Origin of the sequence: Staphylococcus sp. HMSC62B09, from assembly GCF_001839115.1 — a bacterium.
Lineage (GTDB): Bacteria > Bacillota > Bacilli > Staphylococcales > Staphylococcaceae > Staphylococcus > Staphylococcus haemolyticus.
On the sequence record NZ_KV840169.1, the window covers coordinates 47,594 to 63,400 of the forward strand.

Below are 15,807 nucleotides of genomic sequence, written 5' to 3' on the forward strand. Positions count from 1 at the left end.
TCAGTAGTTAATTTTTAAAGAATGTGGGGGAGATTAAATGAGTGATAAAACAGTTTATGATGTTATTGATACAGGTGTGAATTATCTATTATCAGTTTATGATAATTGGAACGTTGAGAAAGTATTAGATAAAGAGAATGATGTTTTTCCAAATACTTTACATTGGCAATTTGGACATGTTTTAACTATCTTCGATTCTGCTTTATCAATGGGTTCTCAAAATGCCGTTGATATTGAAACGTATACTAAATTATTTGGTTATGGTTCTAGTCCTGAAAACTGGGAGGAACAAGACATACCATCAATTGAATCGATTAAAGAGGACTTAAAAACAATTCCAGATCGTGCTCGTCAACTTACTGATGAACAACTATCACAAGAACTTGAACAACCGATTGCTGGCTGCAAAACACTTAACGAATTATTAGTGTTAAATGCCATTCACGTCCCATTACATGCAGGCAAAATTGAAGAAATGGCTCGTGTGCTTAAACAGGCCAAGTAATCCAAGTTTCATAATAAATACTTTGAGGGGATAAATATGAATATTATTGCGAATAGTATCTTTGTAGATAATCAAGAAGAAGCTTTACAATTTTTATACAGACATTTTAGGTTTTGAAAAGAAAATAGATGAACCTGTAGGCGAAGGATTTAGATGGCTTACTTTAGTATCTCCGAATCAACCAGATGGTGCTCAATTGGTCTTAGAACCAAATGGCAACCCTATTGCAAGTGATTATCAACAACGTCTATTCGAAGCCAACATACCTATTACGATGTTCGGCGTAGAAAATGTACAACAAACCTATGATGCATTAACGCAAAAAGGTGTTCACTTTACCGTTGAACCGACTACAATGGGTAGTGCTAAAATGGCCATTTTCAACGATACTTGCGGTAATTTAATTCAAATAGTAGAACAATAAAGAATGAAACGCTTAACATAGTTTATTACTACAAACTGTTAAGCGTTTTTTTATAAGCTTCTACTTACCACTCTTCTTTAACATCCCCATATTCTTCTCTTAATAGACTATACACATAACTATCTGAGAACGCTCCACGTAGACGTTCACTATCTCTCAACACGCCCTCTTGCGTAAAACCAAGTCGCTCAGGTATGGCCCTGCTTTTCGGATTGCGCGTCGACATTTGAATTTCCACACGATTTACATCAAATTCTTCGTACACATAGCGAATCAACGCCTTTGTGCATGCTGTCATAATCCCTTTTTTCTGAAAGTGCTCTGCCAAATAGTAACCGATAGACGTTCGTTTGTTAACAAGATCTAAATAATGCAAGCCGATGACTCCTACAAGTTCCTTGTCATACCATATGCCGCAATGAAATCCATCTCCTCATCACTGCGGTTTTCAAGCGACACACTTAAACCCATCTTCTCATATACGATATCTAAAAATTATATTTTAATTTATTTTTTCATCAATACTCTTTATATATATATTTAAAAAAATAAAAAATAATTTAAATTACTAATTATTTAATTACTTCATAAAATTGTTTAATATCTTTGTCTTTAAAATCTTTATCATAACTTCGAAATGGTTTTAACTGCTTATAATATTCTAAGAACAATTTATTTAATCTGTCTTGATCAACTTTGTCAACTTTAACAGGAAATACTATATTAATAACATATTTAAAGTAATAAATTTGCTCAGGGACGTGTTTAAACATTAAAGGTGCCTGCTGTAAAAATTGGATTTTCTCTTTTTTATACTTAATAATCTTTGCTTTCTTTACTATACTTCTCATTATTTGTAAGCTTACAAGTGGCAAGTCAATTCCTATTATGACGTTATTCATAAACTTTTGTATCATTAAATTAACTTGTTGTTTATATTCTTTAGCTGGCATTCGTAACGAACGAGTAGTATTGTAATACTCTCGAATTAAAGTAAATAGTTCACTTAATATTGCTAATTTATATTCTTCCTCTAAACTTATTATACTTTTAATTTGATTTCTATTTGTTTTGTAAAATTTAATCTCTTTATAGAAGTATTCCCAAAGTTTATACAAATCATCGTATTTTATATCTGTCACTATTTCATAAATATATCCTTTTTCAATTAATTTTTTTGCTGAAGCATCAAGATGTCTATTGACGCGTTTGAGGATTCTATTCAAAACAATTAATTCTTCTTCATCAATTGATTGATTATGACACAACTCAGGTATGCCCCATTTAATAGCCATTAATGAATCTAGTTGTTCCTCATTTACTATTGAAATAGCCTTAAAAGGACTGACTTCCATTAATTTCTTTCCTCTTTTCTTACTTTCTGTTAATTGCTTGAGGTTAAAGTGAGTAAAATATCGATTAAATTTATTTAATTCATTATCATCATCAACTGCATCGATATTGAATTCTTTCTTTCTTTTTTCTAGATATTCAAATCGACTCATTTTAGAAACACCGTCTAATTCATCTAATTTATTTAATAACTTATTTATAACTAAGCTATTAAATATATTTTTTGAAATATCATTATATTTCTTAAAAAGTTCCTCTTTTTGTTGTATATCACTTATAAAATCAATTTTCATTATAGAAATTGCTTCATTTAAAACATTTTCATAAGATAGTAAATTTCTATTCACAAAAATCGCCACCTTTTTTTATTCTGTGTATTTAAGTAAATACTACTAATATAAAATTGTGCTAATCAAGCACTAATTAATTTAATAAGGAGATGGAATCAAACAATGAAGATTAACATCCTACATTTACTATTACTACCAAAAAATATTGATTTAAATGTTGTTAAAGTTAATCTAGATTCATTACTCGAAGCTTCATTTGTTTTCAAACAACTTTATGAATTAGAGATAGCAGTAAAACCTATCATTTCAGCTATTGAGACAAATGACATAACTATTGATTCAAAGTGGCTAAACAATGAAATCAAGCGCATAAATCAGCAATTTAATGTGAGTTTAGGCTTAGATGCTTTAATCACTATATTAAATGAAGAAAAGCATCAGGGTAATACCAGAGCTGGAAAAATAAAATTGTATTTATTGTTATGGGTTAAACCATTTGTTAGCGCATCAGTGAACCAAGCTGGTAGTTTCACAATTAAAGGTGAATGGCATCTATATTCTTCATATAGTGGTCGTATGACTGCTAAGAAGATGCCCTTAACTTCTATACCTAAGTCTATGCGAAAGTATGCCATTTCAAGTAGTACTTATAAAGAATTGTGGTCTATAGACCTTAACCAAGCTGAGCTGCGATTTTTGGCCTATTATTCTAACGATCAATTTTTACTAAATCATTTTAGTACTGATCAGGATATGTACAGCTATATTGGTAGATTGATTACTCCTTACAATCGTAATGAACAACCTGAGCGATTGCGTAATATATGTAAAACCTTCTTCCTTGCTTGGCTTTATGGCGCAAGTACTAACACATTGATGAAAAAGTTAAGGAAGAATGATTTTGATATTACTTCAGTGGATGTAAATCACATATTAGAACAATTAGAGCTTACAATACCACAAGCAGTTCATTATTTAGATCTATGCTCAAGTCAAAATGAAGTACAAACCTTCTTTGGAAGAGTTATGCCACTTGTCAAAATGAAAGAGAGTACTAAACGTAATTTCGCACTGCAATCATCAGTCGCGACTGCGATTAAGTTACTTATGTTAGAAGCATACAAACTTAATTTAGATATCGTTAATGTCATTCACGATGAGCTATGGATCGAAGTAAACCCGAGTAATTCAAATTGGCAAAAGCTTTTGCAACAAAACTTTGAAGATACAATCAATCGTTATCACAACGACTTCCCGTTGAATAACATTTTAAAATTTAATCAATTAAAAGGAGTATGTTAACTATGTCTAAGCACAATATAAGTAATTTATCGAATGATGTAGAGGTAGGTCCCGTATCTGTGGAAATCAACAAAGTCCTAGATGATGTTATCCCAACATCTAATGGAGAAGCTAATGTTATTAAGCTAGATGTAACTATAAAAGATAGTAATCATAATTCTAAAAAATTACCTTCTCATCTCATTTTTGTTGATACAAATGCCAACTCAATATACGGGCAATTTATAAAGTCAGTAGCTGAAGCTCTAAGAAAACCTGAATTTGACACTATTGATTTAAAAGGATTAACTGGTACAGCAAATTACTATATTAATAATAAAGGTTACCCTGTCTTAACCAATTGGCAATTCATCATACCGCTTATTCAAAGCAATCAAATGATTCAAGAGCATGTTAACAATCAATCAAATATATCTAACCAACCACAAGTAAACTCTTTTGACCCATGGGCTGATGCAGAGGAGGATGACTAAATTGATTAACGTAAAGTCAACTGAAAATTTAAACATCGTGATTCCTTTTATCAAGCAACAACCAGAGCCAATTACTTTGACAAAAAGATTGGAAGACGCTACTGATGCGTCTTCTCCTCTTTATCCTTTATTAGACCTTAATCGCCAAGATCAGAAAGCGATATTGAAGAATAATTTTAACATGAATTTTTACATGCATCGTATAAAGAAAAATCGCAGCGTACCATCAGTTCCACAGACTGTATTATCGCAAAAAAGACATAAATTTCATCAAAGTCTTCAATATATATTAAAGGAGGTTCTGACTAACAAAACGCAAAGGGGTGGGACACGTATTAAAAAAGGGGTAACAGCTAAATTTATTGATGCTTGCTTTAGTATTGTTTGTACCTCAGATAATCCTGATGAAATAAGACTTTACAATTATGAAAAAGGTGTTTGGGAGACCTCAGAACTTCCCTTGCAAAGATTTATCTATGAACTTTGTTACACATTGGGGGCGAGTTGGTCGAAAAACCTGGAAACAGCTTTAATAGACCAAATTAAACGACGTATTAAAGTTTATGATGCTAAGGAATTCAATCAGATAGCACTCACTTTAGAAAATGGTGCGTTTAATTACAGTACATTTCAAATAGAACCTACATCGCCATTACACCTCTCAACCGTTAAATCATATATAAAATACGACCCATATGCTCAGGCTCCAGTTTTTCATAAATCTTTACATGAATGGTTTGATGATAAAGATGACATTGCGTTTGTTCAAGAGTGGTTTGGCTATGTACTCTCCAATACGTTTAAAGCTAATGCTTTCTTATTAGTATATAGCCAAGGTGGGGAAGGAAAATCAACATTATTTGGTTTATTAGAACAACTTGTTGGAGTCGCTAATACCACGGCTATTCCATTAAGTAACTTTAACAGAGATTTTGGTCTAGAGCCATTACTAAACAAAAAGCTTAATCTAGCTACCGAATCATCAAATACTGAATTCAGTACCGATAAATTAAAAGGCATTACTGCTGGTGAAAAGATAACGATTAATCGCAAAAACTTAAAAGAAATTGAAACTCATGTTCCTGTAAAATTAACGTTTTTAATGAATGAGCTACCTGTAATTAAAGATAAAAGTCATGGTTTACAAAGAAGAATTATTATTTTACCTATGACAAAACCTATTCCTAAAAGCTTTCAGAATAAAAGCTTGTCTCAACAGTTACATCAAGAATTGCCTGGAATACTCAATTGGGCAATATGCGGTTTAAAGCGTTTGAAACAAAATGATTTCAATTTCACTATCTCTAAAAAGATGACAAATATTAAGCAGAAATATTTCAATAAAACTTCACCAATGGCCGAGTTCATTAAGAATTGCTTAGAACCTAACTTTGATAATACTAATTTATCAGGTAATGAATTGATGACAGCTTTTAAAACATGGTCAGAAATAAATAATCGCAATATTATTCATTTACTATCTCCTATTGCATTTTGGCGTGAATTTAACCTTGAAATGCAAAATTTGGAGCTTAATTATACTAAAACTAAATCTTCTGGTAATACAGTAGTTAAAGGTATTAAGTTTAAAAGTGACAGTAGTGACGATGGTGACGCTAAAATAATCAAATAAGACAGGTGATATAAATTGGATGAATTAATAGAAGTATTAGCTGATTTGATTATCGAACATCTTGATAATCAAAAAGAATAAACACCCGCTCTAACTCTTAATGCTGGGAGTTAGAGCATATTAAATCCAAATTTAAATTTATATTATCAAAACAGAAAGGAGATAATATAAATGAGTATAGTTATTGGATATGCGCGTCAATCTGTTGATAAAAAGAAAACAGAGAATTCGGTTCACTCTCAAATTAATGCGATCAAGAAGTATGCGAATACTCATAAAATAAAGGATGTTAAGTTCATTAGTGACGTAAAAAGCGGCCGTTCAACCACACGTGATGGATATCAGTCTATGCTTGATGTAATACGAAAAGGCGAGTGTCATCATATCATTGTTTTTAGAATAAATCGTTTAAACCGTAATTTTAAAGATTTTATGGAGCTACAAACACTTTGCGAAGAACACCATGTTCTCATCACTTCTCTAAGTGATGGTCGGTTTGATTTATCAGATAAAACACAAGCATTTAAAATTCGTTGCTTAGCCATCTTAGGCGAAACTGAAAGCAATATCATTTCAGAAAATGTCCGTTCAGCTAACGCTATTAAAGCAGAAAACAATGAACTGCTAGGGACTAATGCTCCTTTTGGTTATATCTACATGAATAAGTCATTTCATATTGATGAATCAAAGGTTACAACGATTCGATTTATTTTCAACATGTACGTTAATCAAGGTTGGGGTTATAAAAAGATATCTCAAGCGCTCATTAATCATTCTAAACTCTATAATAGAACCCCTAAGCAAGTGATGCGCATCATCACCAATGAAAAATATGCAGGATTAATTCGCAATCATTTCGGTGAATATGAAGGGAACTTTGAACCCATCATCGAAAAAAGTTTATTCCGTAAAGCTGAAACAATAAGAGGCTCTAAAAAAACATTGACACACTACCATCCTATCGTCTTGTTACGAAAGAAAATACGTTGCATCTGTGGCGCAACAATGACGCCAATTCGTATGAATCGAAAGCATATGACATGCCCTATTACGTATTATATATGTCCTTTGAATGATAAATTAGGTTATAAAAAGTGCAGTATGGGGTACTTCGTAGCTTCAAAAATAGATAAGCAAGTTATTAAGATTATTGAAGATAATATTATCAACCAACAAATGATTCAACGTTTAGAAAATACTATTCATTCTAAATTATCTTTAAAAATCAAAAGAAGTCGTCCTAAATATAACCAAGATCAGCTCATTACCAAATTGTCTAAGCAGCAAATCAGCATTGAAGAATACAAAAAACAATTGAACAAGATTAAAGAATGGCATAACAAAATGAATCGTTATAACCAAGTCAATTCAGCTAATCAGTTGAAATGTATTACACAAAATATTTTATCTAATTACACATTATATATTGATCAGTTATCTGAAATGATAACTCAAATAACAGTAAACAAAGATAAAGAAATCACTGGTGTATTTCTAAAAAATACTCCACTCAACTTATTAAAAGAAAAGGATGATAAACATGATGAAAGAAGTACTTTTATTAGCACATGAAAATGAGAATGATGAAAGAGAGTTAATGCCTGATGAAAATATTGATACGTTAAAAGATGCTTGTCAAAATTTAAATCTAACTGTCATTAAAACTTATACTCAAGCAGACGATTTACATTATGATATTGAACATAATATCGTCGCCAATCTACCAGTTATATTATGGAGCGATGCTTGTGATTACCCAGGGCTAAAACAATCTAATCTTGATTGTTACTCACATATAGATATATTACCTCATCTTGAAATGATAGGAGCTTAAATAGAAAATTTAAAATAAGGATTTGATACCATGGATACAACTTCTCCTACTATTACAGTAGCACCGTATGTTAGGACCAGCTCAATCAAGCAGATTGACAACAATTCAATTCCGGCCCAGCTTGCTGAAATTGAGAAATATTGTAAGTTAAATGACTATGAAATGCTACCACCTTATATTGATAACGGAATTAGTGGTGCGAAAATGGAAAATCGACCTGGCTTACAACAAATGCTTAATGATTTGAAAAATAATAAGTTAGATAAGATAGTTGTGTGGAAGCTTACAAGGCTAGGTCGTAGCATGAAAGATATTTTACAAATCATCGAAGAATGTGAAAAAAATAATGTATCTTTTTATTCAGTCAGTGAACACCTCGGCATTGATACAGATATGAACAAATTAATGCTAAATATTATGGGATCACTAGGTGAATATGAAAGAACAATATTAAAGGATAATATTCGTATTGGTGCCTCAAACAAGGCCAGTGAAGGTAAATCAGTTGGTGGTCAACCACCTTATGGCTATGACCGTATTGATGGCCTTTTAATTGTAAACCAACATGAAAGTCGAATTGTAAAGGAAATATATCAAATGTATAGTCAGGGTATGAACTTCACTGCAATAGCAAAAGTACTTAACGATAGACATGAGGTAACAAAATTAGGAAAACCACATTCTAAAGACTCCGTATCTTATATCCTTAAAAATAAAGTATATCGAGGTTTAGTTGTTTATAATCAATATGTTGATTGGAAGAAAAAAGGTCGCAAAGGATATAATGATAACCCTATCATTACTGAAGGTGAACACGAAGCTATCATTTCTCAAGAACTATGGAATAAAGTTCAAACACAGCTTAAAGCAAGAAAACGTCATAAACGCGGTAATAACAAAACAGACAACCTCTTAACAGGACTATTAAAATGTAAATGTTGCAATGCGAACTACGTTATTTCAAACACTATAAATACACTGAAGGATGGAAGTAAGCGGCACTTTCGATACTACGTCTGCCGAACACGTAAACAAAGAAGCAAAGACTGTAAAGCAGCACCAAATATTCGTGCTGATTTCATAGAAAACTATATATTTCAAAATATCAAAAATTTAATTCAAAAACCTGAGTTAATTAAAAAAGTGGTAGAAGCTGTTAACCATAAAAGAACACCCAATACTGATGAAATCAATCACGAAATCGCAAATAAACAATTTCAAATTGACGATTTAAAATCTAGGTATAATAATTTAATTCAAGTTATAACTACTGATACAAGTTTAACTGAATCTATTAAACCAACATTGCTTAAATATAGTGAGCAAATTAATGAATTGAACACAAGCATCAAGCAATTAGAAAGTAATAAAAATGTGAATCATCCTAAAATAGAAGCAGATACTGTTATTAATATTTTTCATATTTTATTTAAGAACTTAGAAAATAGTAAGAATTCTTCTTTAAAAGCAGTTTATCATTTAGTGATTGAACATATCTACATTAAAGCAGACAGTAATAATAAAAAGCAGTTTTATATAACCTTTAAATTTAACCAAGATATTGTAGAAACATTATTAAATAATATTAACCCAGACGAACAATTACTCAATTGTTCGTCTTCTTTATTGGCTAACATTCCTTCTGAAATAATTTTCCTCTCTTTCGAAATATAATCCAAGTCATTTACTGTCACTATTGTCACTATCGCCACTTTTCTACTAAATGTAACAAATTATAAATCAAGCATATATTATATGAATGATGTAGCTTATGACCTACATCTACTCAAATAAATAGGAGGCTATATATGAAAACTCAAATAAATGAACTCAAATCTTATATTACTAATCTATTTCAACTAACCAGCCAAGAAAACTGGGAATGTGAGGCCCTCAATGAATCTGCAGATAACATCTTACCTGAACGCTTTTTGAATGATTCTCCTCTATCAAATCGTATCCTCGAAACCTACACATACTATAACAATGAACTTCATGAACTCAGTATTTATCCATTTCTTATGTATTATCAAAACCAACTCATCAGCATCGGATATCTCAATCACTATGACATGGACTTTCTATATCTTAATGATACACAAACGACAATCATAGACGAACGTCACTTATTGAAAGGAGAAAACAAATATGAATAACTGGATCAGAGCAGCCCAACTAACTGTAACCATTATTACAGAAGTCATCGTAATCATGAAAGAAGTCCAAGACGGAGGTAAATAAATGGAAATTAATCGTTATATCACACGCGGTATTAATGACATGATCCCATTAGAAATTCAAATTATGATGTGGGAGATGGTTCGTTTAAGAGATAAAAATTATGAAGATAAGAGAGATTATTTTCATATTTTTAGATTAAGTCAAGACCAAACAGCACTAACCATCATTCATGAACAAGAACAACCCCATTACAAATTAGAAAATCACTTTGTAAATTATGGAAAAAATCAAAAGCTATTACCTAAGAAAGTCTATGTCATTCGAGAAGATGATGTAGACACTTTTTATTATGTGATGCTTTTACCAGAAGAATACTAAAAGGAATGACGAGTATGAATTCAATTACAAGTATTATAGAAACTAAAGCTATCTTCAGTGACGATGAAAAACATCGTTATTTACTTAAAAAAACATGGGATAGAAAATTGCCAACTTGTACAGTGATAACGATGTATCCTCATTTAGATGGAATATTATCTCTTGATTTAACGACCGTCCTAATCCTAAATCAATTATCATCTGAAAACTATTATGGTTCAGTTTATCTTGTTAATTTATTTTCGAACATTAAAACACCTGAAAATCTTAAGCATATAAAAGAACCCTATGATAAACATACAGATATTCATATTATGAAAGCAGTATCTGAAAGTGAAAAAATCATCTTAGCATATGGTGCTTATGCTAAACGTCCTGGTGTCGAAAAACGTGTTGAACAAGTGATGGAAATGTTAAAACCTCATAAAAAGAAAGTAAAAAAGCTTATAAATCCAGTAACGAACGAAATCATGCATCCACTCAACCCTAAAGCCCGTCAAAAATGGACATTAAAATAAAGGAGAATTATCTATGAACCAAGATTCAATTCAATCATATTGGCAAACAGTTGCTAAGTGCTTAGCGTCACAAAACTATATTTCAACTGTGAAAGGTTTAGTTCATCATTTTACAGCAATAGAAGATGAAGAAATTCTTGATAAGATATTTCAAGATTTTATGAATGATGACCGCATAACGACAGTTTTAAATACTGATTTACAAGACATCATTAATCATTACTTACCTAAATGAAATTATATATTACTTTTAATAAGATAAGAGCCTCCTTCACTTAGTAGTGAAGGAGGCTCTTTAGCTTTTTTTCTTTTCACTATTTTATTGATAATATGCTTCTAAACCTTCCAATGTAATATCTAAACCGACATTGCTTAATGCAGTTTTTCTTTCATTATACAGTTTTTCAAGAATAGGTTTTTTATCTTCGAATTTACCATAATGAAGTAAATTATGACAATGACTACAAAGTGAAACGATGTTCTCCATTGTATCTAAACTACAATTTTTATAATCAAAATCTTTATATTTACTAATCGGTATTAAATGATGTGGCTCTGTATAACCCTTACCAGATTTTCTTTTAAAGATTCTATCGTTTATATTATATTCACACTTGTAATCAGCACGTGCTAAAGCATCGGCTGCAATTTTAAAGTTTCGCTTAGGTCTTTCTTTTTGTAGAGAAGATACTGTCATCATCTCTTGAGGCTTTTGATGACCATTCCATGTAGGTTTGGATTCTTCTTGATTTTCAATTAAATCATCAATCATTTCTTTTTCTGATGAATCATAATCACCAACTTTTTCCTCTTCAATCTCTACCAATGTATCTTTTAGGATTTGGATTGTAGATGTATTTTGATTAGACTCAATTGCTGCTTTCAATAAATAAATAGCATGGTTAGTGTCAATTGAACACATGTATTGTTGTTTTCCTGTTCCCTTTATTGTAAAAGCACTATCAGACTTATGATTTGAAGCTAACCAAGATTTATGTTGAGATTTTGTAATTTCAACCGGCTCTTCTAATTCATAATAATCAGTATCCACTCTATATCCCTCATCATTCCAAGCAGTACCTTTATTACGTTTATATGATGGCTTTTTTAGCTTCGAAACAGTTCGTCTGTGCAATGCTTATAGCCATCATTTTCCCCTCAAAATTATGAAGAATAAAATCGCCTTTTTTTATGAAAGTCATCGTTGTATATCCATTGTTTCTACGTCCATTTTCATTCAATTTCGGAGACCATACAAATCCTCCATCTCGCTCATCATAATAAGTGTCTCCTTGAAACACATAAAATATTCCCATCTTTTTTACTCCTTCCAACCCTTATGTCTCTAATGATTGAAGTTTAATATTTTCACTTTAGTTATTTTGTTATCATTTTCATTTTTCTTGATAAAGTATTCAATAGCAAAAACTTTTTCCATTATACTTCTCTCCTTTGTTACTTTACATAATAGGTCGTTATCAGCACTACACAAACATTTTCTGTAAAAAGGCTTGCTTACGTTTTTTTAATGCCTCAATTTTTCGATCTTGCATATCAATTAATATATCTATTTTACTTAAAAAATCACTAATTTTCTTCTGTTCAGCTAATATTGGAACATTAAGTAATAATTTTTCAAAAATTCCTTTATTAACAATTTGAGTAGCTGTTTTACCTGCAATACTTTTCATTAACTTAGATACTTCTTCGAAAGCGTAATATAAGTAATCAACATCATAATTGTCGTTAGGTATAACAGCATTAATCTGTTGATTACAAGCCCCCTCTATTCTTAAAATAGCATTTTTCCCAATACTTGCTATACAAGTGATTAATAAAGTATTTTTAGGTAATTTCCTAGCCTTCTCAAATCCTTTTTGGCTTAAATGATAGGCTGAAGTTGAAATGTTTTTTTTATTAGAAATATCAGTTGGTGTCACCCAAACATATTGATTGGAGTTCCAATACTCATTCTCTTTTTTACTAGGAGTATTGCCCGTAACGACTTTGCCAATATCCGATATTAATTTTTCTTCCCACTCAGGATAATTATTTCCCTTATCATCTTTAAAACGAAGTTCTTGTGAAAAAATTTGTTGCATATAGCCTTTCTTTTGTTGCTCTAAAAGTTCAAGTTTTTCTTCTTCTAGCTCAATTTGGCGGTCGAGTTTGCTAAAGAAATCACCTATTTTTTTTTGTTCATTATATTCAGGTAATCCTAGATTAAAATTCGATAAATTTTTCTTAGAAATTCCTAAAACTGAAATTCCTGTCCCTTGTTTTTTTATGAATTTGTAGTATGCTAAAGTTTTTGTGTAATTAATTAAAAATTCTGATACAACTTGATTATTCACTCTAAAAGCATGAGTGTGTAATCCTGCAATAACATTTTCACCATTGATATCAAACAATACAGCTTTACCTAAATCTTTGTAATCTTCAGATGCATCAGCAAAGACAATATCACCTTTTTGTAGAAAATTGAAGTCTCTATTTTCGGTAATGGTTGGGAGTAAATTTATTTTATCAATTTTTGAAGGTAATTTGGAATGAATATCTCCATAATGAATATGATGAATATAGCCTTCTCCTTCTATTGCTCTTGAAAATGAATAACTTTTATTATACTCTCCTAAATCAATTAATTTTTTGATTTTCCAAGCATCTTCAAATTCAGGAAACCTTAACTCGGGCTCATTTTTTACTTCATTAGTCATGTTTCAACACTCCTAATTCTTTGAGGTAGTTGTTAATCTCTAATTCAACATCTGCAATTTCTTTATCAATGTCTGTGAGTTGTTGTTGGACTACATCTAAGTCAATCGGTTCTTCTTCTTCAAATGTATCGACATATCTTGGTATATTTAAGTTATAGTCATTGTCTTTGATTTCATCTAACGATGCTACATAGCTAAATTTATCAATGGTTTCTCGATTACGATAGGTTTCTACAATTTTATTAACGTCTTTATCAGTCAAATGATTTTGGTTTTTACCTTTTTCAAATGATTGAGAAGCATCAATGAATAATACATTATCACTATCCTCACGACATTTTTTGAATACTAATATACTAGTTGGAATACTTGTTCCAAAGAAAAGGTTTGCTGGTAATCCAATGACCGCATCTAGATAATTTTTTTCTTCAATTAAATATTTACGAATCGTTCCTTCAGCTGCACCACGGAATAATACACCATGAGGTAAAACGACAGCCATTGTGCCATTATCATCTAAATAATGAATCATGTGTTGAATAAAGGCGAAGTCGGCTTTTGATTTAGGCGCCAATTTACCATAGCCACTAAAGCGTTCATCATCTAAGAACGAAGGATCGGCACTCCATTTCGCACTATAAGGAGGATTAGCTACTACTGCATCAAATTTTTCTCCTCTAAAAGCAGGATTTTCTAAGGTATCATCATTATCAATTTTAAAACGTGTATAGTTCACATCATGAAGTAACATATTCATTCGTGCTAAGTTGAATGTAGTATTGTTATATTCTTGACCGTAATAGAAGCGAACATCGGCTTCACGTCCAACACGTAACAATAATGAACCAGAACCACATGTTGGGTCATAAACATTTTTTAAGTTCGGTTTATTCGTTGTGACAATCTTAGCTAAAATTTTAGACACTTGTTGTGGCGTATAGAATTCTCCCGCTTTTTTACCTGCGTTAGCCGCAAATTGTCCAATTAGATATTCGTAAGCATCTCCTAACATATCGATTTCAATATCACTATGCACAAACGGAAGTGTAGCTAAATTAACCATGACTTTAGAAATAAGTTTCGTACGAGCAGCATTCGTATTACCTAAACGTGTCGAGTTTAAATCCATATCTGCGAATAAGTGATCAAAATCTTCTTCACTATCTTCACCACGTGTTGATTCTTCGATTTTATTAATCGCTTTATGCAAATCTTCAATTTCAAATGTTTGAGTTTCAATTTTCTGAATTAAGTGACTAAATAAATCTTGAGGTTCAATCACAAAACCAATTAAATTAATTAATTCTTGTTGTAACGCTTCACGATATTCTTCATCTTTCCAGGCTTCTGCATATGAAATATTGTCTTCTTTTAATAACTCAGCTACTTCTTCTTCTGTTTTTTCTGATAAGAATCGATAAAAGATAAGTCCTAAAATATAATTTCTAAACTCGCTTGCATCCATGTTTCCACGTAAATCATTCGCAATACTCCATAATTTCTTTTGTAATTCGGCTTGCTGTTGTCTTTGTTTTTCCGTTGTTGACATCTAAATGCCCTCCTTAAATAAATATTCTGATAAAAATTGGTCCATCAAGTAAGTTCGTTTCGCTTGTAAATACTTTAAGTGTCTACGTCGTTCATCAAGTTTTCCTATACGCTGTTGTTGTTCTAATGGAGGTAGCGTCATCTTAAGTTGTTTAAGTTGATTTAATGTTAATTTTTTAACTAATGAACCTCCTTGCTTAAATTGATTTAACTGACTCTTCGCTTGAGATGAAGCATTCATCCAATAGACAAAATAATTAGCATCGATGTGTGCTGTGTCAATTTCAATATGCGTATAATTATAAGGAAGAATACTTTCATGATGTTGTTGACTCACAATGACACACTCACTTGTCATCATATTAATCACGATATCACCTGTATGAACTATCTTGGCTTGATGTGTTGTGCTTAATGTTACCTGCTTAGGTTGATATGTTGTCGGTTGAAACTCTCCACTATCGAACTCCATCATACGTTGATCGTAGATAGGTAATGTTATGCCTTGAGAAGCTTCTACGGTCTCAAGTCGATTGATTAAAGAACCATTATGAAACGTAAATAATTGAGATATTTGACCCACCTTCTTTTTTGTATTTTTTTATTACTACAAATTGAGTATATAACGAAAAATCCTTGTAGTAAAGAAAA

The 15,807-nt window shown here is 31.2% G+C and carries 17 protein-coding genes and 2 pseudogenes; 12 read left to right on the forward strand and 7 right to left on the reverse strand.

The features are described from left to right. Nucleotides 1–37: 37 nt before the first annotated feature. The gene (locus HMPREF3265_RS11220) at nucleotides 38–505 is read left to right on the forward strand and encodes a bacillithiol transferase BstA (protein WP_037551811.1); all 468 of its coding nucleotides are present in this window, start codon (nucleotides 38–40) and stop codon (nucleotides 503–505) included. Between the two features lie 36 nt (nucleotides 506–541). Then, a pseudogene (locus HMPREF3265_RS11225) lies at nucleotides 542–929 on the forward strand (VOC family protein). Between the two features lie 64 nt (nucleotides 930–993). Here the strand turns inward: HMPREF3265_RS11225 and HMPREF3265_RS11230 are convergent. Together HMPREF3265_RS11230 and HMPREF3265_RS11235 are read right to left on the reverse strand one after the other, a co-directional pair. Further along, nucleotides 994–1,362 (reverse strand): annotated as a pseudogene (locus HMPREF3265_RS11230) (GNAT family N-acetyltransferase); the annotation flags it as partial. Nucleotides 1,363–1,501: 139 nt separating this feature from the next. Further along, nucleotides 1,502–2,629 (reverse strand): hypothetical protein, encoded by a 1,128-nt coding sequence (locus tag HMPREF3265_RS11235; protein WP_053024815.1) that lies wholly within the window; start codon nucleotides 2,627–2,629, stop codon nucleotides 1,502–1,504. A 105-nt stretch (nucleotides 2,630–2,734) separates the two neighbouring features. On the opposite strand from HMPREF3265_RS11235, the gene HMPREF3265_RS11240 reads away from it, so the two are divergent. The 10 genes from HMPREF3265_RS11240 to HMPREF3265_RS11285 all read left to right on the forward strand — a co-directional run bounded on the left by HMPREF3265_RS11240 (nucleotide 2,735) and on the right by HMPREF3265_RS11285 (nucleotide 11,126). After that, the gene (locus HMPREF3265_RS11240; protein ID WP_070861688.1) at nucleotides 2,735–3,874 is read left to right on the forward strand and encodes a DNA polymerase; all 1,140 of its coding nucleotides are present in this window, start codon (nucleotides 2,735–2,737) and stop codon (nucleotides 3,872–3,874) included. A gap of 2 nt (nucleotides 3,875–3,876) precedes the next feature. Beyond that, complete coding sequence (locus HMPREF3265_RS11245) at nucleotides 3,877–4,347, forward strand: hypothetical protein (protein WP_070861689.1); 471 nt, start codon at nucleotides 3,877–3,879, stop codon at nucleotides 4,345–4,347. 1 nt (nucleotide 4,348) lies between these two features. After that, nucleotides 4,349–5,980 (forward strand): DNA primase family protein, encoded by a 1,632-nt coding sequence (locus tag HMPREF3265_RS11250; protein ID WP_070861690.1) that lies wholly within the window; start codon nucleotides 4,349–4,351, stop codon nucleotides 5,978–5,980. 171 nt (nucleotides 5,981–6,151) lie between these two features. Then, nucleotides 6,152–7,552, forward strand: a complete 1,401-nt coding sequence (locus HMPREF3265_RS11255) for a recombinase family protein (protein ID WP_070861691.1) — start codon at nucleotides 6,152–6,154, stop codon at nucleotides 7,550–7,552. Beyond that, a complete protein-coding gene (locus HMPREF3265_RS11260; RefSeq protein ID WP_070861692.1) occupies nucleotides 7,521–7,814 on the forward strand; it encodes a hypothetical protein in 294 nt (97 codons plus the stop codon). The genes HMPREF3265_RS11255 and HMPREF3265_RS11260 overlap by 32 nt, the downstream gene beginning before the upstream one ends. A 30-nt stretch (nucleotides 7,815–7,844) precedes the next feature. Beyond that, nucleotides 7,845–9,488 (forward strand): recombinase family protein, encoded by a 1,644-nt coding sequence (locus HMPREF3265_RS11265; RefSeq protein WP_070861693.1) that lies wholly within the window; start codon nucleotides 7,845–7,847, stop codon nucleotides 9,486–9,488. A gap of 134 nt (nucleotides 9,489–9,622) precedes the next feature. Next, a complete protein-coding gene (locus HMPREF3265_RS11270; RefSeq protein ID WP_070861694.1) occupies nucleotides 9,623–9,970 on the forward strand; it encodes an SAUGI family uracil-DNA glycosylase inhibitor in 348 nt (115 codons plus the stop codon). An 85-nt stretch (nucleotides 9,971–10,055) separates the two neighbouring features. Continuing rightward, nucleotides 10,056–10,373, forward strand: coding sequence for a DUF960 family protein (locus HMPREF3265_RS11275; protein WP_070861695.1), 318 nt, complete (start codon nucleotides 10,056–10,058; stop codon nucleotides 10,371–10,373). 14 nt (nucleotides 10,374–10,387) lie between these two features. After that, a complete protein-coding gene (locus tag HMPREF3265_RS11280; protein ID WP_070861696.1) occupies nucleotides 10,388–10,891 on the forward strand; it encodes a DUF1643 domain-containing protein in 504 nt (167 codons plus the stop codon). A 13-nt stretch (nucleotides 10,892–10,904) separates the two neighbouring features. Next, on the forward strand, nucleotides 10,905–11,126 hold the full coding sequence (locus tag HMPREF3265_RS11285) for a hypothetical protein (protein ID WP_070861697.1): 222 nt from the start codon (nucleotides 10,905–10,907) through the stop codon (nucleotides 11,124–11,126). Nucleotides 11,127–11,210: 84 nt separating this feature from the next. On the opposite strand, the gene HMPREF3265_RS11290 is transcribed toward HMPREF3265_RS11285, so the two are convergent. The 5 genes from HMPREF3265_RS11290 to HMPREF3265_RS11310 all read right to left on the reverse strand — a co-directional run bounded on the left by HMPREF3265_RS11290 (nucleotide 11,211) and on the right by HMPREF3265_RS11310 (nucleotide 15,739). Further along, on the reverse strand, nucleotides 11,211–11,942 hold the full coding sequence (locus HMPREF3265_RS11290; RefSeq protein ID WP_070861698.1) for an HNH endonuclease: 732 nt from the start codon (nucleotides 11,940–11,942) through the stop codon (nucleotides 11,211–11,213). A gap of 40 nt (nucleotides 11,943–11,982) precedes the next feature. Then, nucleotides 11,983–12,207, reverse strand: a complete 225-nt coding sequence (locus HMPREF3265_RS11295; RefSeq protein WP_070861699.1) for a hypothetical protein — start codon at nucleotides 12,205–12,207, stop codon at nucleotides 11,983–11,985. Between the two features lie 168 nt (nucleotides 12,208–12,375). Continuing rightward, complete coding sequence (locus HMPREF3265_RS11300; protein WP_070861700.1) at nucleotides 12,376–13,608, reverse strand: restriction endonuclease subunit S; 1,233 nt, start codon at nucleotides 13,606–13,608, stop codon at nucleotides 12,376–12,378. Then, nucleotides 13,601–15,157 (reverse strand): type I restriction-modification system subunit M, encoded by a 1,557-nt coding sequence (locus tag HMPREF3265_RS11305; RefSeq protein ID WP_070861701.1) that lies wholly within the window; start codon nucleotides 15,155–15,157, stop codon nucleotides 13,601–13,603. The genes HMPREF3265_RS11300 and HMPREF3265_RS11305 overlap by 8 nt, the downstream gene beginning before the upstream one ends. After that, on the reverse strand, nucleotides 15,158–15,739 hold the full coding sequence (locus HMPREF3265_RS11310) for a restriction endonuclease subunit S (protein ID WP_070861702.1): 582 nt from the start codon (nucleotides 15,737–15,739) through the stop codon (nucleotides 15,158–15,160). It abuts the gene before it with no gap. Nucleotides 15,740–15,807 lie beyond the last annotated feature (68 nt).